We start from the raw sequence: 23,920 nt of genomic DNA, 5'->3' as shown, positions 1-23,920 counted from the left end.
TCAGCGTGTCCGCTTCAGATCGAGCACCAGCACGCCGGCCGTCAGCCACGCCACGATGGTGAGTACGAAGTACAGCAGGTCGCGTATGTCGAGCACGCCACGCGCGATCGCCTCGAAGTGGCGCAGCAGGCTCAGGTGTGCAGCCGCGTTCATCAGCTTGCGCGGCAGCGTGCCCTGGAAGAAATCCATCACCTGCGCCTGTCCGGCAAGAATCAGCAGCACGCACACCAGCGCGGTGAGAATGAAGGCCACCACCTGACTGCGCGTGAAGGTGGATATGCAGGCACCGATCGCCAGGAAGGCGCCCGCCATCAGCCAACTGCCCAGATAACCCGCAACGATGATGCCGTTGTCCGGCGAGCCGAGGTAATTCACCGTCACCCAGATCGGGAAGGTCAGCAGCAGCGCCAACCCCACGAACAGCCAGGCCGCAAGGAACTTGCCGAGCATGGCCTGCACCAGGCTCACCGGCAGCGTAAGCAGCAACTCCTGCGTGCCGCTCTTGGATTCCTCGGCCCACATGCGCATCGACACGGCGGGCACCAGGATCAGGTAAAGCCACGGATGCATGGCGAAGAACGGCTGCAGGTCAGCCTGGCCGCGCTCGTAGAAATCACCCACGTAGAAGGTCAGGATGCCGGCAAGCACCAGGAAGATCACCAGGAACACATAAGCCACCGGCGTCACGAAAAAGCTGCGCAGTTCGCGGCGAGTCACCGCCATCACCGGGCTCATGCAATCGCTCCTTCGCCCAGGGTGATCTGGCGGAAGACCTCGTCCAGGCGGCCACGCTCCAGCTGGATCTCGGACACCTCCAGGCCCTGCGCGCGCAACAGGGTTTCCACCGGTTCGAGGATCCGCTCGCCCGGCCGCGGAAAGACCGTGACCCGGCCATCGAGCGGATCGACCTCGACACCGGCCACCTGCGGCAACCGCCCGAGCATGTCCTGGGACACACCGCTGCCCGCCGCACTAAACGACACCGCGCCGTGATAGCGCGAGCGCGCCTCCAGTTCCGCCGGCGTGGCATCGGCCAGCAAGCGTCCGCGGGCCACGATCACGACGCGGTTGCACAGCGCATGCACCTCTTCCAGCAGATGCGTGGAAATCAGGATGGTGCGTTCGCGTGCCATCGCATCGATCAACTGGCGCACGGCATGCTTCTGGTTGGGATCGAGACCGTCGGTCGGTTCGTCCAGCATCAGCACCGGCGGATCGTGCAGGATCGCCTGGGCCAGACCCACCCGGCGCCGGAGCCCCTTCGAAAGCGTCTCGATGCACTGTTCGAGCACGTCCTCGAGCTGAAGCCAGCCCACCACGTCATCGAAACGGCGGCGCCCCGTCTCGGCCTTCAGGCCGCGGACGCGCGCGATGAACACAAGAAACTCGCGCACCGTCATTTCGCCGTAGCTGGGAGCGCCCTCGGGCAGATAACCCAGGGCGCGGCGTGCCGCCATCGGCTCGCGCTGCACGTCGTGTCCGCAGACGCGGGCCGTACCCGAGCTGGGCGCGAGAAAGCCGGCGATCATGCGCATGGCGGTGGATTTGCCCGCGCCATTTGGCCCCAGCAGCCCCAGCACCTGGCCCGGCTCCGCGCGGATACTCAAGCTGTCCACCGCGGTGAGGTGGCCGTAGCGTCGAGTGAGCTGTTCGGTCTCGATCATGCAGTGTCGTGTTTATGAACAGGGCACGCGGCGCAGCCGCAGCGTCATGCAATGTACCGCATGACGCCGGAAAAGTTCGGCCCGCGCATGCCAATCGGCAGGCAAACAAAAAGGCCCTCCCGTTCGGGAGGGCCTTTCGAAGAGACAGCTGACGACCTTACTTCGCGCTGCTGGCGGCAGCCGGGGCCACGCTGGAACCGGCAGCCGCCGGGGCCGAGCTCGACGAAGCCGGGATCTGGTTGCCGTTGGCGTCCAGGTTCGGCTGCGCGATGCCCTCGGCCTGCTCAGGCGTCTGCGCCGGCAGCGTGCCGCCGTCGTTCGGCGTGTCGGTGATCGGCAGGTACACGTCGTACTTGGCGTAGGTGGTGACATTGCCCTTGTCGTCCTGCACTTCCGGACGGACCTGGATGTCGTACTGACGGTGGACCACGGCGTCGTACTTGTAACCGTGGGTCTGCGCGTAGGCCTTCAGCATGTCGCGGGTCTGCGGCACACCGGCAGCAGTGCCGTTCCACACGCCCTCCAGCGCGGGACCGCCAAATGCCAGGGTGGCACGCACCTTGTCGTTCACCACCAGGCGACCGTACATGTCATGGTCACCGGGCTTGAGCACCGGCGCGGCAGCCGGGGCACTGCTGGAGCTGGACGAAGCCGGGGCGCTGGAGCTGGAGGCCGGGGCGCTGGAGCTGGCCGCCACCGGGGTACCGTCGGCATTCAGCGCAGGCTGGGTCGGCGCGGTCAGCGTATAGCTCTGGCCATCGACCGTCAGGGTGTTCGAGTCGATCGGCAGGGCGATGTCGAAGCTGTAGGTCTCGTCACCGTAGTTGGTGGTGAAGGTGATGCGCGGACCAGTGATGTTGACACCCAGCTTCTTGGCCGCGGCCTGCAGCTGCTTCATGTCGGTGGACATCACGTCGTCCAGGCCGGCCAGGCCGTTCTTGCGCGGGCTGGAATCGGAGATCAGCAGCACCGGCGTCGGCTTGGTCTGCACGATGTACGGAATCAGGGCGCTGTAATCCACATTGGGCACCGCCGCCAGCACGTTCTCCAGGTTGCTCAGGCTGTACTGGATGAGCGTATCGGGCGCGCCATGGATGTACAGGCGGGAGTAGCGGCTGATCAGGTTGAAGCCATAGGCCACGTCATACGACCAGGTGATCTTGGTCAGCTTGCCGGTGCGGCCGTGACGCTCCAGATCGATCGTGAAGTGCTTGTCGGTGCCGTGCCAGTCGTTGTCCAGGTTCCAGACGATCTGGGCGTTGTTGACGGCCGCATTGATCTTGCTGAAGTCCGGCGTGGCGCTGGCGATGGTCAGTTTGCCGTCGCCGACCTTGTCGACGTTGCTGGTCCACGACAGCGCGGCGCCCGGGCCGTAAGCCGGACCGGACAGCGTGTACTTGATGTTCGGGTCGTCGCTTCCCAGGTTGCTGTAGTCGGGGAAGCGGCGCAGGTTGTCCATCACGTCATAAACCTGACGGAGGTCCTTGCCGACCACCAGCGAGCGCTCCACGTGGCCCGTGCCGGGCATGACAAACCCCGCCACGACGCCGAGGACGGCGACGATGATCAGGGCCACTATGATTTCCAGAACACGCGTCATTCCAGGGGTCTCCGAACGTCTTTTTCTCGACATGATGTGCCGCCATCCGCCAGGCGCGGGAAAAATCCCGTGGGAATGCGCCCTGGCGCGATCGAAACGACACCTAAGCCACCGATGTTACTTGCTCGCGCGCCTGAACGCTACGGGCTTGGCGAACACTCCGGAATCGGCATCCGCCGGCATGATTCGGCCGTCCGGACGTCCCCTTGCGACCATGCGCTGGCGCATGTCGGGACTGGCGCAGCGCGTCGGTGGTAGCGCGTATCAGACGATCCCCAACTCCAGCGCCTTGAGCACCGCACGGGTGCGGTCGCGTACACCGAGCTTGGAGAGGATGTTGGAGACATGGTTCTTGACCGTCCCCTCCGCCACCTTCAGCGAATTGGCGATCTCTTTGTTGGAATAGCCGCCGGAGAGCAGACGGAGGATTTCCGTCTCGCGCTCGGTCAGCGGATCGGGCTGTTCCAGGCTGGTGAACTGGTTCTGCATGCGCCCCACACCGGCAAGCAGGCGCTGGGTCACCATCGGCGCCACCAGCGAACCGCCGCCGGCCACTGTGCGCACGGCTTCCACCAGCTGTTCGAGCGACACATCCTTCAGCAGGTAGCCGCGCGCACCGGCCTTGAGCCCCTGCAGCACCAGCTGGTCATCATCGAACGTGGTCAGAATGATGGTCGGCGGCAATTCATTGCGTGCCGATAGCGACTGCAGCACTTCCAGCCCGCTCATGTTGGGCATGCGCAGGTCGAGCAGGACCACGTCGGGCTTGATCCGCGGAATGTCCTGTACAGCCTGGGCGCCGTCGGCACACTCGGCCACCACGCGGATATCCTCGGCCAGGTCAAGCAGCGAGCGGATGCCCTGGCGCACCAGGTTCTGGTCATCGACGAGACAGACGGAAATCATCGCGGGTCCTCGAAGCAGAAGCGACACGTCATGTGTCGCGGACGAACAACAGATAACGTCGGCCGTGCATTCTTGCAGGCCATCAACCCATGCTCAACGCGGGCGGGTCGAAGCGGGCCGGCGCATGTGCCAGCGCCGGCGTTTCGCCCAGCGGCATGCGCACGGTCAGCTCGAAACCGCGGCCGGCCTGGCTTTCCACCGCCACGCTGCCGCCGAACTCGGCTAGACGCTCACGCATGCCCGACAACCCGTTGCCGGGTGAAACCTGGCTGGTACCACGACCGTCATCACGCGCATTCAGGCACAGCAGGTCGTTCTCGACGTAGGCAAAGTTCAACCACAGGTTGCGTGCATTGGCATGCCGGGCGGTGTTGGTGATGATTTCCTGCGCACAACGCAGCAGTACCTGAGCACGACGCGGATCTTCCACACTGAAACGCGGTGGAGTCACCACGTGGACCATCAGCCCCGGCACGCCCTCGACCAGGCTGCGCAATGCCTGGGTAAGATCCACGGCATCGTCCTGGCGCAGTTCACTGACTGCCTCGCGCACATCCGCCAGCAGATGCTTGGCGGTTGCCTGGGCCTTGCGGACATGATCAGCCGCTGGCGTGTTGACCAAGTGGCTGGCCACTTCCAGGTTCAGGCTGAGCGCGGTGAGATGGTGCCCAATCAGGTCATGTAGCTCGCGCGCGATACGCATGCGCTCGGCGATCCTGGTCGACTCGGCCAGCAGCGCACGGGTGGCGCGAAGTTCCGAGTTCAGACGCCGCTGTATCTCGCGTTCCTCGGTCTGCTGGCGCGCCACCAGCGAGGTGAAAAACGCCAGCGCCGACATGCCCAGGTACATGCAGACCTGCAAGAAGGCCGTGACGATGGTCCAGCCCATGTAGCTGGAGATCACCGGAATCAGCATCAGGTTCTGTCCCAGCATCCAGACCAGTCCTGCAAGCACCGGCAGCTGCCATGGCAGAACGACCGAAATCACCACCATCAGCATGGCCGAGAGGCCGCTGCGGCTGGCCCAGCCCATGGTGACCGCCGAACCGGTAAGCACCACCAATCCCAGCAGGCGCACCAGCTGGGCACGCCAGCCCTGCGCGGTCATACCGGTGCGGCTGGTCAGCGCCAGGTAGGTCAGCGCGAACACCGCATTCGAGGCCAGGCAGCCCCACGGCGAGCGCACCCCCGCATCACCGCCCCAGCTGCTGGGAAGCAGCTGCAGCAGCGGCAGCGAAACGCACACGCAGGTGAACAACCCGGTATAGCGAAGCAGCCGGATATGACTGAAATTCGTCCACGACATACCGCGCATCATAGGTCCACGCCTCCCCCGCGCAATGCGCGGGAAGTCACCCCCTGCCGAAAGGCACGCACGTTCCGCCTTTACGAACCCTTTACATGGCGCAACGCGGTATGTGCCGACCGGGTGTGCATGTCATAATAAGATATCCGGGCCAGACGTTCGGCCCTGCCTCGAAACAACCCCTACCAAGCGGAGCAACGAATGGCTCTTGCCATCCGCGACGTGCGTGAGCACGAACTGGATGCCGTCCTGGCGATCAACAACGCCGCCGGTCGCACCATCCTTCCCATGGACAACGCGCAGCTGCGCTATTTCTTCGAGCATGCCGACTATTTCCGCGTAGCCGAGATCGACGGTCACCTGGCCGGGTTCCTGATCGCCATGCGCGAGGGCAGCGACTACGCCAGCGACAACTATCGCTGGTTCTGTGAGCATTATCCGCAGTTCGTGTACGTCGATCGCATCGTCATTGCCAGCGCCTACCACCGTCACGGCCTGGGCCGGGTCTTCTACTGCGACGTCAATAGCTACGCGGATGTGCGCGTACCGCTGCTTGCCTGCGAGGTGTTCCTGGAACCCCGTGACGACGTCATCGTCCTGTTCCACGGCACCTACGGCTTCCAGGAAGTCGGTCAGCAGCGGATCGGCCCCGAACAGCGGCTGGTGAGCCTGTTGGCCAAGGAGTTGCCGACCTTCACCTACGTGCGCGAGACCTACCTCGAAAAGAGCGGACTACCGCGCGAACCCTGGCTGGCCGAACGACTGCCACTGTCGCAGCACCCGGCCACGAACCGCCGCCTTGCCGGGGATCAACACCCATGAATGCACGCATGACCGCCAACGAAGACGCCTGCGACCTGCGTTTCGGCCAGGTCGGCCTGGCCTGCGTGCGCGTGCGCCGTGCCGATGCCGCCGCCCTGTGCGAAGAGCTCGAACGCCGCGTGCACAGCGCACCGCAGTTGTTCTCGCGGGCTGCCGTGGTCCTCGACCTCAGCCACCTGCTCGAGCTGCCGGACGACGGCACCGTGGATGCCCTGCTCGAAGCTGTCCGCAGTGCCGGCATGCTTCCCGTGGGCCTGGCCTACGGCACCAGCGAGACCGAGGCGCTGGCCATCCGCATGGGCCTGCCGCTGATCGCCAAGTTCCGTGCCGCCTACGAGCCGGCCCACGAGGCCGCAGCCGTCAGCGCAACGGAACCGCCGCCGCAGAAGAACGTCGCACCTGTCGCCGCGCCCGAACAGGGCCAGCCGCAGATCGCCATGCACCATGACGGCGCGGTCCGCTCCGGACAGCAGGTCTACGCGCGCGACCGCGACCTGGTGATCGTCGGTGCCGTCGCCAACGGTGCCGAGGTCATCGCCGACGGCGACATACATATCTATGGCGGCCTGCGCGGCCGTGCTATGGCCGGCGCCCAGGGCGACACCGGCGCACGCATTTTCATCACGGACTTCCGTGCCGAACTGGTCGCCATTGCCGGCCACTACCGCGTGTTTGAACAGATTCCGAACGACCTGGAAGGCCAATCCGTGCGATGCTGGCTGGAAGGCGAGAAACTGCTGATCGCCAAACTGTGACGACTCCCGTCGCAGCCCCATCAATTACAAGAAAAACATTCTCCATGGAGATGAGCCCTTGACTGCTGAGATCATTGTTGTCACTTCCGGCAAAGGCGGCGTCGGCAAGACGACGACCAGTGCCTCGCTGGCCACCGGCCTGGCGATGACTGGCAAGAAAGTCGCAGTGATCGACTTCGACGTCGGCCTGCGCAACCTCGACCTGATCATGGGTTGCGAGCGCCGCGTGGTGTACGACTTCATCAACGTGGTGCATGGCGAAGCCACGCTGAAGCAGGCGCTGATCAAGGACAAGCGCCACGAAAACCTTCATGTGCTTGCCGCCAGCCAGACCCGCGACAAGGACGCCCTGACCCAGGAAGGCGTCGAGAAAGTGCTGGACGACCTCTCCGCCGACGGCTTCGACTACGTGGTGTGCGACTCGCCCGCCGGCATCGAGAAGGGTGCGCACCTGGCGATGTACTTCGCCGACCACGCCGTGGTGGTGGTGAACCCGGAAGTGTCCTCGGTGCGCGACTCCGACCGCATCCTCGGCCTGCTCGCCAGCAAGACCCGGCGCGCGGAACGCGGCGATGGCGCGATCAAGCAGCACCTGCTGCTTACCCGCTACAACCCGGCCCGGGTCGAGGCCGGCGAGATGCTCAGCGTGAAGGACGTCGAGGATATCCTCGGCATCAGCGTGGTCGGCGTCATTCCGGAATCGGAAAACGTGCTTGCCGCATCCAACGCCGGCGTGCCGGTGATCCTGGACGCGAACTCGCAGGCGGGCCAGGCCTACCACGACACCGTCGCCCGCGTGCTCGGCGAAGACCGCCCGCTGCGCTTCCTCGACGCACCCAAGAAGGGCTTTTTCCAGCGCGTATTCGGAGGCTGAGTACGATGGGCATCCTCGATTTCCTTAAGCGCAAGCCGGAACCCAGCGCAGGTATCGCCAAGGAGCGCCTGCGTATCATCGTGGCGCAGGAGCGCTCCACCCGCGGCGCGCCGGACTACCTGCCGCTGCTGCGCAGCGAGCTGCTCGAGGTCATCAAGAAGTACGTGCACGTGGACCTCGACGCAATCAACATCAACGTCGAACGCGACAGCGGCCATGAAATCCTGGAGCTGTCGGTCGCACTGCCCGAGGGAAAAGCCGCCACGACGCCGGCCACCTGACCGGATCGTCAACGCTACGACCGGCCACCCCGCCCTGTCGGGTGTGGTCCGGCATCCGTATCCTGGCGGCGCGTGACGTCGGTCGCGCTGCATGAGCATGAACGCCATCACATCCGCCAACACCGTGCTCTGCCTCGCCGATATCGGCATGCCTGCACCCACCGCGCTGCTGGCCGGCTACGGCCTGGCCCTGCAGCGTGTGGCCGACGGCGAGGCCATCCCGGGCAGCTACTGGGGTGACAACGAGGCCGGCATCATCGGCACCACCGTGTATGCCCGCGCCGACACGCCGGTCCATTCGCTGTTGCACGAGGCCTGCCACCTGATCGTGTTGCCACCCGAGCGCCGGGCGGCCGTGCACACCGATGCCACGGACTCGATCGAGGAAGAGGACGCCACCTGCTATCTGCAGATCGTGCTGGCCGATGCCCTGCCGGGTGTCGGCCGTGACCGTCTGATGGCCGACATGGATGCCTGGGGCTACTCCTTCCGCCTGGGCTCCACCCGTGGCTGGTTCGAACAGGACGCCGAAAACGCCCGCAGATGGCTGCAGCAGCGTGGCCTGCTGGATGTGGATGGAGCGTGGCCGACGGATCGTCAGGCTACCCCGGACGCCTGCTAAGATAGCCGCCCATTCCGGGGTATCGCGCTCCACCGCCCCGCCAACGGTTATCGTACAGACCAAGGCTCCACGTGGCAGGTACCTCGCAGTCTTCCTTCGACCACCATGACCTGCGGCGACGTGTGGCCCGGCGCCTGATGCGGCTGATCCTGGGCCGGCATGAACAACCGGACGGGCAGCCGCTGCCGACGCATGGGGTCTACCGCATCCTGGTCTGCCGCATCAGCCACAGCCTGGGCAACACGCTGCTGATGACGCCGCTGCTGGCCGAGCTCGAGCGCCTCTATCCCGAGGCCGAGATCGACATCCTCACCCGCAGTCCGGTCGCCGACGACGTGTTCGGCCATTTCTTCCAAGTCAACCGCATCTTCCGCTTGCCTGCGCATGGCGTCGGGCATCCGCTGCAATACCTGCGCCCGCTGCGCCGGATGCGCCGTGTTCAGTACGACCTTGCGATCGATGCCGACCCGCTGTCGCAGACCGGCCGCCTGCTCACGCTGCTGTCGAATTCGACCTGGACACTGGGCTTCGACAGTCCCAAGAAGCACGGCCGCATCACCCACGCGGTGCCGCTGCCCAAGGACCTGCGGCACAAGGGCCAGCTGCCCGTGTACCTGCTGCGCCAGGCGATCGCGCGCGACACTACGATGGCTTACCCGCCGCCCGACCTGCGCATCACGGATGATGAGCGCCGACGCGGTCGCGATGCGCTGCTGCGGTCGCTGGCCGCGCACGGCATCGACTCGCCGGGACAAGGCATCATCGGCATCTTCGCCAATGCCACCGGCGACAAGCTGATCGGCCAGGACTGGTGGGATCGCTTCCTCGGCGTGCTGCAGGCGCAGTACCCGCAATGCCGGATCGTGGAGATCGTGCCCGCCTTCGGGCGCTCCATGCTCGACTCGCGCTACCCAGCCTACTTCTCCAGCGACCTGCGCAAGCTCGCCTCGGTGCTGGCCGGGCTAGACGTCTACATCAGTGCCGACTGCGGCATCATGCATCTGGCATGTACCGCACGCATCAACACCTTCGGCATTTTCACGGTGACCGATCCCGCCGAATGGGGGCCGTACGGCCCCGGCAACCACATGATTCCCGCCCGCCCGAAGGACCCGGAAGCCGCGGCAGGATCGATCTGCGAGCAGCTGAAAACGATCCTTCCCACTCCCTGAAACGCGACGGCCCCGTGGCAAGGCCACCGGACTATCCGCTAGCATTTCGGCAATGAGGGAGATGGCATACCTCCCGTTCCGCCCCGGAACGAACCGCCCAGCCCGCCAAGGCTACGGGCTGATGATGCCTGCACCACCGGATTCCGGCGGCGCAGGCGTGCCTGTCGCCACGGCTCTACCGTATCGCAGACAGGAGACTTTACGACGTGAACGCAACTGGATTCCTCGCCGTCGGCCTCGGCGGCGCCATCGGCTGCTGGATACGCTGGGTGCTCGGCATCCTGCTCAACCCGCTGTTCCCCACCCTGCCACTGGGCACCCTGGCCGCCAACTTGCTGGGCGGTTTCATCATGGGCTGCATGATGGGCGTGCTGGCAAACATCCAGGGGTTGCCGCGCGAACTGCAGCTGTTCGTGCTCACCGGCTTCCTCGGCGGGCTGACCACGTTCTCGACCTTCTCGGCCGAGGCCAACACGTTGCTGCTGCGCCAGCAGTACCTGTGGTTCGGCACGCATGTGCTGGTTCACCTCGTCGGCACGCTCAGCATGACCATGCTGGGTATCTTCCTCACTCGCGGCCTGCTGCGCCATTGACCACGGAGATTGCACGATGACCCGGGAGACCACGATCCAGGGCGCGTTCCTGCGCTTCTACACCCATGCCCATACCAAGCACGACGGCATGCTGCTGTCCCAATGGCTGCTCGAACTGGCCAAGCGGCACAAACTGGGAGGCGGCTCGGTATTCCGCGCCATCGCCGGCTTCGGCCGACACGGCGTACTGCACCAGGAGGCCTTTTTCGAACTGGCCGACGACCTGCCGGTGAAGGTGGAATTCCTGCTGCGCGACAGCGAAGCCGACACCTTGCTCGAACTGGTGCGCCAGGCCGGCGTGGAACTGGTCTACGCCCGCGAACCGGCACTTCTCGGCGTACTCGGCAAGGAGTGACGGAATGAGCCAGGATTCGCTGAAGCAGCGCGCCATCGACCTGCTGACCTATGCCGGCGTGCAGATCGACGGCGACAGCCCCACCGACATCCGCGTGCATGACGAACGCCTCTACGCACGCGTGTTCGCCCACGGCTCGCTGGGCCTGGGCGAGGCCTACATGGATGGCTGGTGGGACGTCGACGATCTGGCCGGCTTGTTCACGCGCATCCTTGTTTCCCATCTCGATGAACACCTGAAGACGCTGGATACCTTGCTGGCGCACCTCAAGGCGCGCTTCATCAACCTGCAGCGCGGCGAGCATGCGTTCGAGATCGGCAAGGCCCACTACGACCTCGGCAACGACCTGTTCCGCGCCATGCTGGGCAAGCGGCTGGTGTACTCCTGCGGCTACTGGGCCGAAGCCGACAACGTCGACGACGCGCAGGCCGCCAAGCTCGACCTGGTCTGCCGCAAGCTGCGCCTGAAGCCCGGCCAGCGCGTTCTCGACATCGGCTGCGGCTGGGGCGAGGCACTGAAATACGCCGCCGAAAACTATGGCGTCAGCGGCGTCGGCGTCACCGTGTCGCAGGAACAGGCCGAGTTCGCCCGCGAACTGTGCAAGGGCCTGCCGGTGGAGATCCGCCTGCAGGATTACCGCGAACTGGACGAGCGCTTCGATGCGATCATGTCCATCGGCATGTTCGAACACGTCGGCGGCAGGAACTACCGCAGCTATTTCGAAGTGGCGCGCCGCTGCCTGCCCGACGACGGCCTGTTCCTGCTGCACTCGATCGGCAGCAACGGCGAACCCGCGCAACCGGACCCGTGGATCGAGAAGTACATCTTCCCGAACTCGGTGATTCCTGCCGCCAGCCAGGTCGCCGCCGCGCTGGAAGGCCTGTTCGTGGTCGAGGACTGGCACAACTTCGGCACCGACTACGACCGCACGCTGATGGCATGGCGCGCCAACTTCGATGCCGCATGGCCGGAACTGTCGGCGACCTACGACGAACGCTTCCGCCGCATGTGGCATTTCTACCTGGGCTGTTCCGCAGCCGTGTTCCGCAGCAGGCGCGACCAGCTGTGGCAGCTCACCCTGAGCCCGAACGGCGTGCCGGGCGGCTACCGCGTACCGCGCTGAGGCATTGCACATGCGCCGTCCATTCATTCGGCTACTCGGCGCGCTGCTGCTGAGTCTGTCCGCCAGCGCACTGGCACATCCCGCACTCTGGGTAGCCAGGCAGGGCAGCAGCACGGTCTACCTGTTCGGCACCGTGCACCTGCTGCCGCACGACACAGACTGGCGGTTCCCGGCACTGCAGAAGGCGCTCGACCAGAGCCAAGCGCTGTACATCGAAATCACCGACGACAGTCAGGCGCACATGACGGCGCTGGTGCTGCGCTACGGCCTCGATCCCGCACACCCCCTATCCAGCCTGCTCACCCAGCAGGAACAGGTCCGCCTGGCGGCGGCCGCGAAGACCGCTGGCGTACCCGGCGGCAGCGCCACGCTGAACGTGATGCATCCCTGGCTGGCCGCGCTCACGCTCTCGGTGGCGCCACTGCTGAAAGCCGGACTCGACCCCAGGCAAGGTGTCGACAAGCAGCTGAAGGCGCAGATGAGCGCCGACGGCAAACCGGTGCACGGCCTGGAAAATGCCGCGGAGCAGATCCGCTTTTTCGCCGACATGTCGCCGTCGTTGCAGCTCTCGTTCCTGCGCCAGACCCTGGACGACACCGAGAACGCCGCCACCGAACTGAAGACGCTGATCGATGCCTGGAAGCGGGGCGACACCGACGCCATCGCGCGCCTGGAAAGCACCGAGCTGAGGCAGCACGACCCACGTCTGTATCGCATCCTGATCGTCCGCCGCGACCAGGCCTGGGCGGTCAAGATCGCCAGCATGCTGAAGCAGCCCGGCACCATCTTCGTCGCCGTCGGCGCCGCCCACCTTGCCGGGCCGGACAGCGTGCAGGCCGCACTTGCCGCCCGGGGCATCCGGGTCCAGCGACTGCCATGAGCTGATCGCACCCCAGCAGCGATCCGGCCTGGCCCGGCGCCGGCAAATTGTCCCTTGCCGGTCCGTTCTGGCACCATCGTCCGGCTGCTCGCGCGATATGCGCGCCTTTCATCCATCGACGTTACCGCATGAACCTGCAAGCCAACTACGAACAGATACCGCTCAAGGAATACGCCGAGCGCGCCTACCTCGACTATTCGATGTACGTGGTGCTGGACCGCGCCCTGCCCTTCGTGGGCGACGGCCTGAAGCCGGTACAGCGGCGCATCGTCTACGCGATGAGCGAGCTGGGCCTGGCCGCCAGCGCGAAGCCGAAGAAATCCGCGCGCACCGTGGGCGACGTGATCGGCAAGTTCCATCCGCACGGCGACAGCGCCTGCTACGAGGCGATGGTGCTGATGGCACAGCCGTTCTCGTACCGCTATCCGCTGATCGACGGCCAGGGCAACTTCGGCTCGCCCGACGATCCGAAGAGCTTCGCGGCGATGCGTTACACCGAGTCCAAGCTCAACCCGATCGCCGACGTGCTGCTGGGCGAACTGGGCCAGGGCACGGTGGACTGGGTGGCCAACTTCGACGGTACGCTGGAAGAACCCAGCTGGCTGCCGGCACGCCTGCCGCATGTGCTGCTGAACGGCTCGATGGGCATCGCCGTGGGCATGGCCACCGACATTCCGCCGCACAACCTGCGCGAGATCGCCTCCGCCTGCATCCGCCTGCTGGACGAACCCGATGCCAGCGTGGCCGACCTGTGCGAACACGTGCGCGGCCCCGACTATCCGACCAAGGCCGAGATCATCACCCCGCGGCGCGAGCTGCTGGCGATGTACGAGAGCGGCAACGGCTCGGTGCGCGCCCGTGCCGTTTACACCCGGGAGGACGGCAACATCGTCATCACCGCGCTGCCGCACCAGGTCAGCCCGTCGAAGATCCTCGAGCAGATCGCCGCACAGATGCGCGCCAAGAAGCTGCCGATGCTGGAAGACCTGCGCGACGAGTCCGATCACGAAAACCCGATCCGGCTGGTGCTGGTGCCGCGCTCGAACCGCGTCGACGCGGACGAGATGATGCAGCACCTGTTCGCCACCACTGACCTGGAGAAGAGCTTCCGCGTCAACCTGAACATGATCGGCCTGGACGGTCGCCCGCAGGTGAAGGACCTTCGGCGAATCCTTGCCGAGTGGCTGAACTTCCGGACCGATACGGTGACGCGCCGCCTCAACCACCGGCTGGCCAAGGTCGAACGTCGCTTGCACCTGCTGGAAGGCCTGCGCATCGCCTACCTCAACCTGGACGAGGTGATCCGCATCATCCGCACCGAGGAAGAACCGAAGGCCGTGCTGATGGCACGCTTCGGCCTCAGCGAGGAACAGACCGACTACATCCTGGAGACGAAGCTGCGCCAGCTGGCCCGCCTCGAGGAAATGAAGATCAATGCCGAGCGCGACCAACTGGAAGAGGAACGCGCCCGCATCAACGTGCTGCTGAAATCGCCGGCCAAGCTCAAGAGCCTGATCAAGCAGGAACTGAAGGCCGACGCCGACAAGTACGGTGACGAGCGCCGCTCCCCGCTGGTCGAGCGCGAGGCCGCGCAGGCGCTGGACGAGAGCGCGCTAGTCGCCAGCGAACCGGTTACCGTGGTGCTGAGCCAGAAAGGCTGGATCCGCGCGGCCAAGGGCCACGATGTCGATGCCGAGGGGCTCAACTACCGCGAGGGCGACGGCCTGCTGGCCGCGGTGCGGGCACGCACCACCCAGCAGGTGGCGATCATCGACGCCACCGGCCGCAGCTACTCGGTGCCCGCCCACACGCTGCCCTCCGCCCGCGGCAACGGCGAGCCGCTCACCGGCCGCTTCAGCCCGCCCGCAGGCACCAGCTTCGAGGCCATGGCCACCGGCGACAACGACACCCGGTTGATCCTGGCCACCGACCATGGCTACGGCTTCGTCACCCGCTTCGAGGGGCTCACCGGTCGCAACAAGGCCGGCAAGCAGATTCTCAACCTGCCCGACGGCGCCAGGGTGCTGGTACCACAGCCGACCGCCGAACCGGCACGCGACCGTATCGTGGTGGTCACCACCGAAGGCCACCTGCTGATGTTCTCGGTGGCCGAACTGCCCGAGCTGGACAAGGGCAAGGGCAACAAGCTGATCGAGATTCCCAAGGCCAGGCTGACCAGCGGCGACGAACGCGTGGCTGGCATCGCTGTGGTCACCGAGGGCAAGGGCGAGGTGACACTGTATGCGGGCCAGCGCAAGCTCACCCTGAAGTGGGCCGACCTGGTCGAATACGGCGGCAACCGCGCCAGCCGCGGCGGCCTGTTGCCGCGCGGCCTGCGCCGGGTCGAACGGATCGAGACCACCGGCTGACGGCACGGCCGGTGCCGGACGGAGCGCCGCCGACGGCGTGCCGTCCGGAACTTCGCCCGGCACGGGTTTTCCAAGTGGATTGTGTGCACGCCGGCGCCGCCTGTGCGTTCCATACACCAAGTTCCGGAGCCTTCCCCATGCCCCTGCGTCCAGCCCTCGTTCTCGCCGCCGCCCTGCTTGCCGCGCCGGTGCTCGCCCAGACCTCCAGCGACGGCAAGCCGCTGAACCTCAAGCTGCCGCCCGAGACCCTGCCTGCCAGCAGCAGCACGGCCGCGGCCCCGGCCCATGCCGGCAGCGTCGCTGCCGCACCGGCCAGCCGCGCACCGGGCGTCTACTACGGCGACACCAGTGGCCGCATGGGCAATACCGGCGAAACCGCACGCTCGCGCCCAGCCTGCGACGACTCCACCTACAACCAGACCCAGATGCACGGCAGCGTGGGCGCAGGCGTGGTGGCCGGCAACCACATGAGCGGCAATTACCAGAGCGGCATGGTCAACATCAGCAAGGCATTCGGCAGCTGCGACGACCCCGAAGGCGGCATCAGCATTTCGATCGGTGCCAGCAACGGGCACTTCCACGGCCACTGAGCCGGTGTCACGCGCCGGGCAGCAGCAAAGGCAAGATGTGCTCGCGGCTCAGCCGTGCGATCGACAGCTCGCCCGGCCGGGCCGGATCGACCCAGTACAGTTCAGCGATTTCCGCCCGGGCGCATGGCGTACCGCGGATCGCGACTTCGTAGACCTCGGCCTCGACCACGTGACCCTGCTCGTTCGCGGCCGGCGCGGAGGCATGACAGAGGAAGCGCGACGAGCCTTGCACCAGCTCGCAGCCCAACTCCTCGCGCAACTCGCGCGCCAGCGTGTGCAGGTCGTCGGCGTCGCCCGCATCGCGCTTGCCGCCGGGCTGCTGGAACACCGTTGAACCGTGCTTGCGCACCAGTAGCGAACGTCCCTGCGCATCGCGGATCACCGCCGCGACGATACGGACGCGAGGCGCGGCGCTCACAGTCGGGTGTACGACCACGACTGCATGCGTCCGCCCTGGTACGGCATCACGCCGTGGAACGGACGCGGGTCTTCGTCGAACACCAGCGGCAGGAAATGACGGTCGCCTTCCCACATCGGCAGGTCCATCAGCTTCTCGCGCGGTACCCATTCCAGGGTGCCTTCGTGATTGCCGCCGTGCGGCTCGCCGCTGAAGCTGTCGATGATGAAGATGAAACCCAGCCAGTCTTCGCCCTGCTTGCCGAAACCGGGCCAGTTGAGCGTCCCGCGCAGGCGCATCGCCCCGCATTCGATGCCGGCCTCCTCGAGGATCTCGCGACGCATGCAGGCGGCGATGTCCTCGCCCGGCTCCATCTTGCCGCCGAGGCCGTTGTACTTGCCCAGGTGCTGGTCATCGGGGCGCGCATTGCGATGGATCATCAGCACCTGGCTGCGATCCGGCGAGAGCACGTACCCGAGCGTGGCGACTATCGGCGTGTAGGGCATGATTCGATGCGGGCCAAAAGTCTCATTTTAAGCACCCGCCGGCGCGATGTCCCGTGACGGGGTTGCATCCGACCGTCCCGGGCGGCGACCATCGGCGGATGCCTGTTCGCACGTCCATCGTCCGTCTCCTGCGTGGTGCGGCCGTTTCCCTGCTGGCCGCATGCGCGCTAGCCGGCTGTTCCTCGCCTGCCGGTGCGGTGGACAGCCATGAAATCCAGCTGCACGGCGTGAGCTTCCGCGTGGTGCACATCGACCTGCGCCACCAGTCGCTGGGGCTGTACTGGCGCGACCCCTCTACCGGCAAGCCATTCGGCGACATCGACACGCTGCGCCAGTGGGGCCAGGCACATGGCCGACGGCTGCTGTTCGCCGCCAACGCCGGCATCTACGACCATGCCAACGCTCCGCTGGGCCTGTATGTCGAGAACGGCCACACCCTGGTGCCGCTGAACCTGGCGCACGGCAACCCGGCCGCGGGCAATTTCTCGCTGCTGCCCAATGGCGTGTTCGCGATCTATCCCGACGGCCACGCCGCGGTGCGCGCCAGCAACGACTTCAAGCACGACGGCAAGGCCGCGCAGTGGGCTACCCAATCGGGGCCGATGCTGGTCATCGACGGCCACATCAATCCGCACTTCGACGGCACCTCCACCAGCCTGAAATGGCGCAGCGGCGTGTGCGCGCCGTCACCGCACGAAGCGGTGTTCGCGGTGAGCGAATCGCCGGTGAATTTCCACGACTTCGCGCAACTGTTCCGCGACAAGCTGGGCTGCCGCGATGCACTGTACCTGGACGGCAGCATCTCGCAGATCTACGTGGCCGGCCAGGGTTACGCCGGCACACCGGGTTTTCTGGTGAAGCCCTATGCCGGCATCTTCGCGGTCTTCTCGCGGTGATGGCTGCCGCCCGACGTTTCCGTTGGCTGCGCCGGCTGGCGCTGATCGTGGTGACCGTGCTGCTCGCGCTGCTGGCTGGCGGCTGGTGGCTGCTTTCCGGCAGTCGCGCGCAGCTGGACGGCACCCGGCACGTCGCCGCGCTGACGCATGCGGTGACGATCCAGCGCGATGCCCTGGGCACCGCCACGCTCACCGGACAGTCACGCGACGATCTCGATTTCGCGCTGGGTTACGTCCACGCGCAGGAACGCTTCTTCGAGATGGACCTGATGCGGCGGCTCGCCGCCGGCGAACTTTCCGCACTGCTCGGCCCGGCCGCCCTGAAGGTGGACATCGACCACCGCCGCCACCGCCTACGCGCCGTGGCCGAAGCCGCCTACGCCAGGTTGCCTCCGGCCAGCCAGCGCGCCCTACAGCTCTACAGCGCGGGCGTGAACGCGGGGCTTGCCGCATTGCGCGTGCGGCCATGGGAATACCTGCTGCTGCGCACGAAGCCACGCCCGTGGAAGCCGGTAGACAGCCTGCTGGTGATCGCCGCGATGTATCTCGACCTCAACAGCGACGGCCGCGACCTGCGCGAGCTGCGCATCGCCCAGATGCGCGCCGTGCTGCCCGCCAGCGTGGTCGATTTCCTGACCGCACCCGACCCCACCTGGGAAGCACCACTGCAGGGCGGCCTGTCCATTCCACCCTACCCGGCCTCGGCCAGCGTGTTCGACCTGCACCACACCACGACACCGGCACATACGACATCGGCACAGATGACCGAGCTTGCCGCGGCACTGGCTCCGGCGGTAAACACCAACCGCCCCGGCAGCAACAACTTCGCCGTCGGCGGACGGCTCACCCAGAGCGGCGCGGCGGCACTCGCCAACGACATGCACCTGACCCTGCGCGTGCCCGACATCTGGTTTCGCACACAGCTGCGCTACCCCGACCCGACAGCGCCGAACGGTCAGCGCGACGTGGTTGGCGTGAGCCTGCCCGGTACGCCGGCGATGGTGGTCGGCTCCAACGGCCAGATCGCCTGGGGCTTCACCAACAGCTACGGCGACTGGCTGGACTGGGTGCGCGTGCAGCGCGACCCGTACGACCCGTCGCGCTACAAGGCGCCCGGCGGCTGGGCCAACCTGCACGTCCACGACGAGATCATCCGCATCAAGGGTGCCAAGCCCTATACGCTGAAGGTGGAAGACACCCGCTGGGGTCCGATCATGGGCACCGACGTCGACGGCACGCCGCTCGCGCTGGACTGGATCGCCCAGCATCCGCACGCCTACAACCTGCAGCTGATGCGGCTGGAGCACGCGCAAACGGTCAAGGCCGCGCTCGACCTGGCGCCGGACTTCGGCATACCGCCGCAGAACCTGCTGGTAGCCGACAGCGCCGGGCACATCGGCTGGACCATCGCCGGCAATGCGATTCCGCTGCGCCATGGCTTCGATCCGCAACGGCCGGCCGACTGGTCGACGCCCGGCACCGGCTGGACCGGCTGGGCCGCCGCCGCGCAGTACCCGCGTATCGAAGACCCCGCCGACGCGCGCCTGTGGACCGCCAACAACCGCACCGTCGGCGGCAAGGCGCTGGCCCTGCTCGGCAACGGCGGCTACGACCTCGGCGCCCGCGCGCAGCAGATCCGCGCCGACCTGCATGCGCGGCTAGGCTTCGGTCCCGGCAACCTGCTCGACATCCAGCTGGACGATCGCGCCGTATTCCTGACCCGCTGGCAAGGCGTGCTGCAGCGGACCCTGGCCGGCACCCGCGATCCGGCACTGGCCAAGCTACGCCAGCTCACCGCGACCTGGCACGAACAGGCCGCCCCCGACAGTGTGGATTACCGGCTGGTGCGAGCCTTCCACGACCAGGTCGTCGCTTATGCGCTGGCCCCGTTCGTGGCGCGCGTGCAGCAGCGCTTCCCCGATTTCGCATGGCCGCACCTGGTCGATCCGGAAGCCGCGGTGTGGAGCATGATCCAGCGGCAACCGGCGAACCTGCTCAACCCGCGCTACTCCAGCTGGCATGCCTTGCTGGTCACCGCCGCCCGGCATGTGGCGGTGACCCTGGGGCGCGAGCCGGGCGGGCTGGCCGCGCGCACCTGGGGCGAAGTCAACCGCGCGCAGATCGATCACCCGCTGTCGCGCGCCCTGCCCGGCTTCCTGGCCCACTTCCTCGACATGCCGCACGAGCCGCTGCCCGGCGACCGTGACATGCCGCGCGTGGCGTCGCCCGATTTCGGCGCCTCGGAGCGATTCGACGTGGAGCCCGGCCACGAAGCGCACGGCATCCTGGAAATGCCCGGTGGCCAGAGCGACAACCCGTTGTCGCCCTATTACGGTGCCGGCCAGGAAGACTGGGTACACGGCCGTCCGACCCCGCTGCTCCCCGGGCAGACCCAGCACACGCTGACGCTGGCGCCGCTGCACTGATCGCGCCCGCGATTTCCGTCAGGACACCGTGTATTCGAACGCGTAGAAGTGCTGGCCGCCCTCGATCTCGATCGTCATCGAGCCGCGCAAGCCTGCCAGTTCCTCCGTGCCCGAGTCGGGCACCACCCTGACCGACAGGCCGGCATGGCCGCGTTCCATACTGCCGTCGTGTTGCAGCACGAAACTGCCGTGCCGCCCATGCAGGTTGCCGCTTACCCGCTCCAGCGCCACATAACCGGCGGAACCATCGGTCGCGGTACGAAAGGCCAGCATCTCGCCCAGACTATGCGCGACCAGGTCGCCCTCGTACACCTTGTCGATGGTCATCCGGCCCAGCCCGGTTTTGACCAGACTCGGTGCGGATGCCTGCGGCTCCAGCTTCACCTCGAACATGCCCTTGGCCAACATCGCTTCGGTCTCCGTGGATGGTGGCCCGCCGTGCCGTGTGAACCGTGCACCCGGGTCGCCTGAAGTAGCGCCATTCAACCACAAGGACACGACGGGCGAACGCAAACACAACATGCCGAACGCCGGTGTGGCCATCGATCACCGCAATCAGGCCAATTGACAGTCTGGCGCGACCGGCCCCGGAACCCGGTGCGCAACCGGCATGATGGATCGTCTATAGCAATTTGCCACGATCAGCTTGCCAGCACCTCGATCAAGCTAACGTCACGGGCAGAGATCGGCCAGAAGCGGACGGTCAACGCTTGAATTTAGCGGCGGCGGTACGGCGTCCGCTGGAACGATGTTAGGCGGCGACAACAGTCGATGCCCCGGGCAAGCAACTTGCGGAAAGTTATCTCGGACGAAGTGCGTCATACACCGCGCGCCAAAATTTTGCGGCCTCAGCATCTTCCGCTTCTTTGGCCTTTTCCGCCAAGCCTAACGCCGAAAAGCGGGCCCGATTACCCAGGGACGTCGCGAGTTGGTGAGCTTCGCGAGAGACTGCGATGTAGTCGAGATCATCGTGGGTGCCATCGGTGAGTTCGGTCATGGCAAGGTCCGCAGCCTAACGCTGGAGTTAAGCGGCGGCGCCGTCCGCTTGAATGAGTAGTTATACGCAGCACTACTCGCTGACATACGGGTCTTTGACGCCAAAAAGCTCCATGATGATCTGGCGGTCTTTCGTAGTGACGCTTCTGCTTTGGAAGTAGCCACAGCCCTGTGCCGTGAGGAAATTACTGCCCACTCCTAGATCACCGATAAACTTTCCTGCCGCATAGAAATTGGCTCTGACCATGGCTACGGGCGTTCCCGTTACGGGAGTGCTCCAATCGGCATCGTGCGTCATGGCAAAGGCAGTAAACCTTCTGATTTCGCTCTTGTCAGTGATGGTTCGAAGCGTTGTATTGCTTGCGTCAGTGATCTTTATCTGGTCGGTTTGCTTTAGCCGCTCGAATCGCATGTCTTGGCACGGCTGGCTCATTTGGCAGCCAGCCAAACCAATGATGCAGAAGACGAGCGCGATCGCGCGATGCATAGACCCTCACGTATAACTACTGAATATGCGGACCCGTGGGTCCGGATATACATACACGCTCGCGTCAAGAAATTCTGACGCAACCCATTGTTCTGAAGAGAGCTTATCTTTGCCTGGTCCGGCTAACAACCAAGCGTATAGCCGTGCGGAGAGCCGGGCCTGTGAACGTCCCTTCCGGGTCGGAAGGCGAACCTCGGTTACGTCGCGCTGGAAGCAATGTAAATGAAGTCAGGCACCAGCAGGAGAAAGCTGACGATCAAGCCAGTCCACACCCTGCCCATACAGACCAGCGCTCCGAGCGACTTTGAATGATCACTTATGTCGTTGCTTGCGTCAGCAACCGACGGCCATGTCGATCTGGCGCTTGCCAGTTCGTCGTCATGACAACGATGCCCTTGCGGCAGTCCATCCACGGAGAGACGACGATGCGATGCATGGTAATGGTCCGGGCCACGGCCGAGTCCGAAACGCAGACGGCGGACACCATCGACACCAAGATCATGGCGGCGATGGGCCGCTTCAACGAGGCGCTGGCAAAAGCCGGCGTGCTGCTGGCCGGTGAGGGCCTCAGGCCCAGCCGTGACGGCAAGCGCATGCGTTTTGCCGGGACGAGCCGCCTGGTGATCGACGGCCCGTTTACCGAGACCCGGGAGCTGATCGCGGGCTTCTGGCTGTGGCAGGTGCGTTCGATGGACGAGGCGCTGGAATGGGCGCATCGCTGCCCGGCACCGTTCGCGGGCGAATGCGAGATCGAGATCCGGCCGCTTTACGAAATGGAGGACTTCGGCGATGCCATGACGCCGGAGACACGTGCCTCGGAAACGGCGCTGCGCGAGCACCTCGCGCGGCCCACCCCGTGACCCTGCGCATCGGCATGCATCGGCCACGAGCCGGGGAGCGATGTTCCGCCCCCGTCCGCCTTGTCCATGATCGTGCTTGCCGTCCAGCGTCGGCGGTGCTCTGATCCGGCCCATGGAACACGACGAGATCCGCCGTCGCATCGACACGGTCTGGCGCCTCGAGGCGCCCAGGCTGATCGGTGCCTTGGTACGCGTGGTCCGCGATATCGACCTGGCCGAGGAGCTGGCGCAGGACGCGCTGGTCGCCGCGCTGGAGCACTGGCCCTCGGATGGCGTGCCGGACAACCCCGGCGCCTGGCTGATGACTGCCGCCAAGCGCCGGGGTATCGACCAGCTGCGCCGGCGCCAGCTGATCGAGCGCAAGCACGCTGTGCTGGGCAGCGATCCGGAGCACGAAGCGTTCGTCATGCCCGACTTCGATTCCCTCGATGACGACATCGGCGACGATCTGCTGCGGCTGATCTTCACCGCCTGTCACCCGGCCTTGTCGGCCGAGGCGCAGATGGCGCTCACCCTGCGCCTGCTCGGCGGCCTGACCACCGAAGAGATCGCGCGCGCGTTCCTTGCCGCCGAACCCACCATCGCCCAGCGCATCGTGCGCGCCAAGCGCACCCTCGCCAGCGCAAAGGTGGCGTACGAGGTGCCGCGCGGCGAGGCGCTGGCCGAGCGCCTTGCCGCCGTGCTCGGCGTGATCTACCTGATCTTCAACGAAGGCTATGCCGCCACCTCCGGCGACGACTGGATGCGCCCCGCGCTGTGCCAGGAAGCCCTCCGCCTGGGGCGCACCCTGGCCGCGCTGATGCCTCACGAAACCGAGGTACACGGGCTGCTCGCGCTGATGGAGATGCAGGCGTCGCGGATGCCGGCACGCATCGCCGACGACGGCACCCCGGTGCTGCTGATGGCGCAGAACCGGGCGCGCTGGGACCGGCTGCTGATCCAGCGAGGCCTGGCCGAACTGGAGCTTACGCAACGACTGGGCGGCGCTGCCGAACCCTATGCGCTGCAGGCCGCGATTGCCGCCTGCCACGCGCGCGCCCTGCGCGCCGGGGACACCGACTGGGCGCGCATCGCCGCCCTGTATGCCGAACTGGCCCGGGTCACTCCCTCGCCGGTGATCGAACTGAACCGCGCCGTCGCCGTCGGTATGGCCGAAGGCCCCGCGGCCGCACTGCCCCTGGTCGACGCGCTGTGCGAGGCGCCGGCCCTGGCGCGCTACCACCTGCTGCCTGCCGTTCGCGGCGACCTGCTGCAGAAGCTCGGCCGTCTGGATGAAGCCGCTGCGGCCTTCCGCGAAGCGGCCCGGCTGACCGCCAATGCCCGCGAGCAGTGCCTGATGGAAGAGCGCGCCGCCTACTGCGGCGCACCCGGCACGCCAACCGGCTAGCTGACTCGCCGGCAACGACCGCACGCAAAAAGCCGTCCAGACGTCTGCGGAAC

At 66.1% G+C, this 23,920-nt stretch carries 25 protein-coding genes, 1 pseudogene and 1 riboswitch; of the genes and pseudogenes, 16 read left to right on the top strand and 10 right to left on the bottom strand.

Annotated elements, in window-relative coordinates; translation table 11 throughout:
* The 5 genes and pseudogenes from RA164_RS04860 to RA164_RS04840 all read right to left on the bottom strand — a co-directional run bounded on the left by RA164_RS04860 (position 1) and on the right by RA164_RS04840 (position 5,476).
* Positions 1 to 735 (bottom strand): ABC transporter permease subunit, encoded by a 735-nt coding sequence (locus tag RA164_RS04860; protein WP_329742840.1) that lies wholly within the window; start codon positions 733 to 735, stop codon positions 1 to 3.
* Positions 732 to 1,619 (bottom strand): annotated as a pseudogene (locus RA164_RS04855) (ABC transporter ATP-binding protein); the annotation flags it as partial. The gene RA164_RS04860 and the pseudogene RA164_RS04855, both read right to left, overlap by 4 nt.
* A 202-nt stretch (positions 1,620 to 1,821) precedes the next feature.
* Positions 1,822 to 3,264 carry an SRPBCC family protein gene (locus tag RA164_RS04850; RefSeq protein WP_329742838.1) on the bottom strand — a complete coding sequence of 481 codons (1,443 nt, stop codon included), beginning with the start codon at positions 3,262 to 3,264 and terminating at the stop codon, positions 1,822 to 1,824.
* Between the two features lie 264 nt (positions 3,265 to 3,528).
* A complete protein-coding gene (locus tag RA164_RS04845; protein ID WP_329742837.1) occupies positions 3,529 to 4,170 on the bottom strand; it encodes a response regulator transcription factor in 642 nt (213 codons plus the stop codon).
* 82 nt (positions 4,171 to 4,252) lie between these two features.
* Positions 4,253 to 5,476: a sensor histidine kinase gene (locus tag RA164_RS04840; RefSeq protein WP_329742836.1), complete on the bottom strand. Its 1,224-nt coding sequence runs from the start codon at positions 5,474 to 5,476 to the stop codon at positions 4,253 to 4,255.
* 201 nt (positions 5,477 to 5,677) lie between these two features.
* Here RA164_RS04840 and RA164_RS04835 point away from each other — a divergent pair, with 201 nt between their 5' ends.
* The 12 genes from RA164_RS04835 to RA164_RS04780 all read left to right on the top strand — a co-directional run bounded on the left by RA164_RS04835 (position 5,678) and on the right by RA164_RS04780 (position 15,912).
* On the top strand, positions 5,678 to 6,298 hold the full coding sequence (locus RA164_RS04835; RefSeq protein WP_329742835.1) for a GNAT family N-acetyltransferase: 621 nt from the start codon (positions 5,678 to 5,680) through the stop codon (positions 6,296 to 6,298).
* Positions 6,295 to 7,053, top strand: a complete 759-nt coding sequence (minC, locus tag RA164_RS04830) for a septum site-determining protein MinC (protein ID WP_329742834.1) — start codon at positions 6,295 to 6,297, stop codon at positions 7,051 to 7,053. The genes RA164_RS04835 and minC overlap by 4 nt, the downstream gene beginning before the upstream one ends.
* A gap of 58 nt (positions 7,054 to 7,111) precedes the next feature.
* Complete coding sequence (gene minD, locus RA164_RS04825; RefSeq protein ID WP_329742833.1) at positions 7,112 to 7,927, top strand: septum site-determining protein MinD; 816 nt, start codon at positions 7,112 to 7,114, stop codon at positions 7,925 to 7,927.
* A 5-nt stretch (positions 7,928 to 7,932) separates the two neighbouring features.
* Positions 7,933 to 8,208, top strand: a complete 276-nt coding sequence (gene minE, locus RA164_RS04820) for a cell division topological specificity factor MinE (RefSeq protein WP_329742832.1) — start codon at positions 7,933 to 7,935, stop codon at positions 8,206 to 8,208.
* A gap of 91 nt (positions 8,209 to 8,299) precedes the next feature.
* The gene (locus tag RA164_RS04815) at positions 8,300 to 8,830 is read left to right on the top strand and encodes a hypothetical protein (RefSeq protein ID WP_329742831.1); all 531 of its coding nucleotides are present in this window, start codon (positions 8,300 to 8,302) and stop codon (positions 8,828 to 8,830) included.
* 71 nt (positions 8,831 to 8,901) lie between these two features.
* Positions 8,902 to 10,002 (top strand): glycosyltransferase family 9 protein, encoded by a 1,101-nt coding sequence (locus RA164_RS04810; protein WP_329742830.1) that lies wholly within the window; start codon positions 8,902 to 8,904, stop codon positions 10,000 to 10,002.
* 48 nt (positions 10,003 to 10,050) lie between these two features.
* A riboswitch (Fluoride riboswitch) is annotated at positions 10,051 to 10,140 on the top strand.
* A gap of 68 nt (positions 10,141 to 10,208) precedes the next feature.
* A complete protein-coding gene (gene crcB / locus RA164_RS04805; RefSeq protein ID WP_329742829.1) occupies positions 10,209 to 10,595 on the top strand; it encodes a fluoride efflux transporter CrcB in 387 nt (128 codons plus the stop codon).
* A 16-nt stretch (positions 10,596 to 10,611) separates the two neighbouring features.
* Positions 10,612 to 10,950, top strand: a complete 339-nt coding sequence (locus RA164_RS04800; RefSeq protein WP_329742828.1) for a DUF190 domain-containing protein — start codon at positions 10,612 to 10,614, stop codon at positions 10,948 to 10,950.
* 4 nt (positions 10,951 to 10,954) lie between these two features.
* Positions 10,955 to 12,073 carry a cyclopropane fatty acyl phospholipid synthase gene (gene cfa, locus RA164_RS04795; RefSeq protein WP_329742827.1) on the top strand — a complete coding sequence of 373 codons (1,119 nt, stop codon included), beginning with the start codon at positions 10,955 to 10,957 and terminating at the stop codon, positions 12,071 to 12,073.
* A gap of 10 nt (positions 12,074 to 12,083) precedes the next feature.
* Complete coding sequence (locus tag RA164_RS04790) at positions 12,084 to 12,953, top strand: TraB/GumN family protein (RefSeq protein WP_329742826.1); 870 nt, start codon at positions 12,084 to 12,086, stop codon at positions 12,951 to 12,953.
* Positions 12,954 to 13,081: 128 nt separating this feature from the next.
* Positions 13,082 to 15,322: a DNA topoisomerase IV subunit A gene (gene parC / locus RA164_RS04785; protein ID WP_329742825.1), complete on the top strand. Its 2,241-nt coding sequence runs from the start codon at positions 13,082 to 13,084 to the stop codon at positions 15,320 to 15,322.
* A gap of 137 nt (positions 15,323 to 15,459) precedes the next feature.
* Positions 15,460 to 15,912, top strand: a complete 453-nt coding sequence (locus RA164_RS04780; protein ID WP_329742824.1) for a hypothetical protein — start codon at positions 15,460 to 15,462, stop codon at positions 15,910 to 15,912.
* A 7-nt stretch (positions 15,913 to 15,919) separates the two neighbouring features.
* Here the strand turns inward: RA164_RS04780 and RA164_RS04775 are convergent, their stop codons facing one another.
* Together RA164_RS04775 and RA164_RS04770 are read right to left on the bottom strand one after the other, a co-directional pair.
* On the bottom strand, positions 15,920 to 16,330 hold the full coding sequence (locus tag RA164_RS04775) for an NUDIX hydrolase (protein WP_329742823.1): 411 nt from the start codon (positions 16,328 to 16,330) through the stop codon (positions 15,920 to 15,922).
* On the bottom strand, positions 16,327 to 16,815 hold the full coding sequence (locus RA164_RS04770; protein WP_329742822.1) for an NUDIX hydrolase: 489 nt from the start codon (positions 16,813 to 16,815) through the stop codon (positions 16,327 to 16,329). Before RA164_RS04770 ends, RA164_RS04775 begins: the two co-directional genes overlap by 4 nt.
* A gap of 98 nt (positions 16,816 to 16,913) precedes the next feature.
* Between RA164_RS04770 and RA164_RS04765 the strand changes: the two genes are divergently transcribed.
* Positions 16,914 to 17,711: a phosphodiester glycosidase family protein gene (locus tag RA164_RS04765; protein ID WP_329742821.1), complete on the top strand. Its 798-nt coding sequence runs from the start codon at positions 16,914 to 16,916 to the stop codon at positions 17,709 to 17,711.
* Positions 17,711 to 20,137 (top strand): penicillin acylase family protein, encoded by a 2,427-nt coding sequence (locus RA164_RS04760; protein ID WP_329742820.1) that lies wholly within the window; start codon positions 17,711 to 17,713, stop codon positions 20,135 to 20,137. Before RA164_RS04765 ends, RA164_RS04760 begins: the two co-directional genes overlap by 1 nt.
* A gap of 18 nt (positions 20,138 to 20,155) precedes the next feature.
* Here RA164_RS04760 and RA164_RS04755 read toward each other — a convergent pair whose 3' ends face one another.
* The 3 genes from RA164_RS04755 to RA164_RS04745 all read right to left on the bottom strand — a co-directional run bounded on the left by RA164_RS04755 (position 20,156) and on the right by RA164_RS04745 (position 21,620).
* On the bottom strand, positions 20,156 to 20,545 hold the full coding sequence (locus RA164_RS04755; RefSeq protein WP_329742819.1) for a DUF3224 domain-containing protein: 390 nt from the start codon (positions 20,543 to 20,545) through the stop codon (positions 20,156 to 20,158).
* A gap of 391 nt (positions 20,546 to 20,936) precedes the next feature.
* Positions 20,937 to 21,134 carry a hypothetical protein gene (locus RA164_RS04750; RefSeq protein ID WP_329742818.1) on the bottom strand — a complete coding sequence of 66 codons (198 nt, stop codon included), beginning with the start codon at positions 21,132 to 21,134 and terminating at the stop codon, positions 20,937 to 20,939.
* Between the two features lie 72 nt (positions 21,135 to 21,206).
* The gene (locus RA164_RS04745; protein WP_329742817.1) at positions 21,207 to 21,620 is read right to left on the bottom strand and encodes a hypothetical protein; all 414 of its coding nucleotides are present in this window, start codon (positions 21,618 to 21,620) and stop codon (positions 21,207 to 21,209) included.
* A 425-nt stretch (positions 21,621 to 22,045) separates the two neighbouring features.
* Between RA164_RS04745 and RA164_RS04740 the strand changes: the two genes are divergently transcribed.
* Positions 22,046 to 22,480 carry a YciI family protein gene (locus RA164_RS04740; RefSeq protein ID WP_329743481.1) on the top strand — a complete coding sequence of 145 codons (435 nt, stop codon included), beginning with the start codon at positions 22,046 to 22,048 and terminating at the stop codon, positions 22,478 to 22,480.
* A 112-nt stretch (positions 22,481 to 22,592) separates the two neighbouring features.
* Positions 22,593 to 23,867 (top strand): RNA polymerase sigma factor, encoded by a 1,275-nt coding sequence (locus RA164_RS04735; RefSeq protein WP_329742816.1) that lies wholly within the window; start codon positions 22,593 to 22,595, stop codon positions 23,865 to 23,867.
* Positions 23,868 to 23,920 lie beyond the last annotated feature (53 nt).

Origin of the sequence: Dyella sp. A6, from assembly GCF_036320485.1 — a bacterium.
Lineage (GTDB): Bacteria > Pseudomonadota > Gammaproteobacteria > Xanthomonadales > Rhodanobacteraceae > Rhodanobacter_A > Rhodanobacter_A aluminiiresistens.
Note: the sequence above shows the minus strand (reverse complement) of the source record. Positions and strands in the feature narration are given on the sequence as shown.

Excerpts from the sequence above, each read along its gene's own strand:
- minE (WP_329742832.1), top strand. The coding sequence starts at position 7,933 with ATGGGCATCCTCGATTTCCTTAAGCGCAAGCCGGAACCCAGCGCAGGT.
- RA164_RS04750 (WP_329742818.1), bottom strand. The coding sequence starts at position 21,134 with ATGACCGAACTCACCGATGGCACCCACGATGATCTCGACTACATCGCA.
- RA164_RS04745 (WP_329742817.1), bottom strand. The coding sequence starts at position 21,620 with ATGCATCGCGCGATCGCGCTCGTCTTCTGCATCATTGGTTTGGCTGGC.
- minC (WP_329742834.1), top strand. The coding sequence starts at position 6,295 with ATGAATGCACGCATGACCGCCAACGAAGACGCCTGCGACCTGCGTTTC.
- RA164_RS04735 (WP_329742816.1), top strand. The coding sequence starts at position 22,593 with ATGGAACACGACGAGATCCGCCGTCGCATCGACACGGTCTGGCGCCTC.
- RA164_RS04835 (WP_329742835.1), top strand. The coding sequence starts at position 5,678 with ATGGCTCTTGCCATCCGCGACGTGCGTGAGCACGAACTGGATGCCGTC.
- RA164_RS04840 (WP_329742836.1), bottom strand. The coding sequence starts at position 5,476 with ATGTCGTGGACGAATTTCAGTCATATCCGGCTGCTTCGCTATACCGGG.
- RA164_RS04850 (WP_329742838.1), bottom strand. The coding sequence starts at position 3,264 with ATGACGCGTGTTCTGGAAATCATAGTGGCCCTGATCATCGTCGCCGTC.
- RA164_RS04790 (WP_329742826.1), top strand. The coding sequence starts at position 12,084 with ATGCGCCGTCCATTCATTCGGCTACTCGGCGCGCTGCTGCTGAGTCTG.
- cfa (WP_329742827.1), top strand. The coding sequence starts at position 10,955 with ATGAGCCAGGATTCGCTGAAGCAGCGCGCCATCGACCTGCTGACCTAT.
- RA164_RS04800 (WP_329742828.1), top strand. The coding sequence starts at position 10,612 with ATGACCCGGGAGACCACGATCCAGGGCGCGTTCCTGCGCTTCTACACC.
- RA164_RS04755 (WP_329742819.1), bottom strand. The coding sequence starts at position 20,545 with ATGTTGGCCAAGGGCATGTTCGAGGTGAAGCTGGAGCCGCAGGCATCC.
- RA164_RS04780 (WP_329742824.1), top strand. The coding sequence starts at position 15,460 with ATGCCCCTGCGTCCAGCCCTCGTTCTCGCCGCCGCCCTGCTTGCCGCG.
- RA164_RS04740 (WP_329743481.1), top strand. The coding sequence starts at position 22,046 with ATGCGATGCATGGTAATGGTCCGGGCCACGGCCGAGTCCGAAACGCAG.
- RA164_RS04770 (WP_329742822.1), bottom strand. The coding sequence starts at position 16,815 with ATGCCCTACACGCCGATAGTCGCCACGCTCGGGTACGTGCTCTCGCCG.
- RA164_RS04760 (WP_329742820.1), top strand. The coding sequence starts at position 17,711 with ATGGCTGCCGCCCGACGTTTCCGTTGGCTGCGCCGGCTGGCGCTGATC.
- RA164_RS04765 (WP_329742821.1), top strand. The coding sequence starts at position 16,914 with ATGCCTGTTCGCACGTCCATCGTCCGTCTCCTGCGTGGTGCGGCCGTT.
- RA164_RS04815 (WP_329742831.1), top strand. The coding sequence starts at position 8,300 with ATGAGCATGAACGCCATCACATCCGCCAACACCGTGCTCTGCCTCGCC.
- RA164_RS04845 (WP_329742837.1), bottom strand. The coding sequence starts at position 4,170 with ATGATTTCCGTCTGTCTCGTCGATGACCAGAACCTGGTGCGCCAGGGC.
- RA164_RS04860 (WP_329742840.1), bottom strand. The coding sequence starts at position 735 with ATGAGCCCGGTGATGGCGGTGACTCGCCGCGAACTGCGCAGCTTTTTC.
- parC (WP_329742825.1), top strand. The coding sequence starts at position 13,082 with ATGAACCTGCAAGCCAACTACGAACAGATACCGCTCAAGGAATACGCC.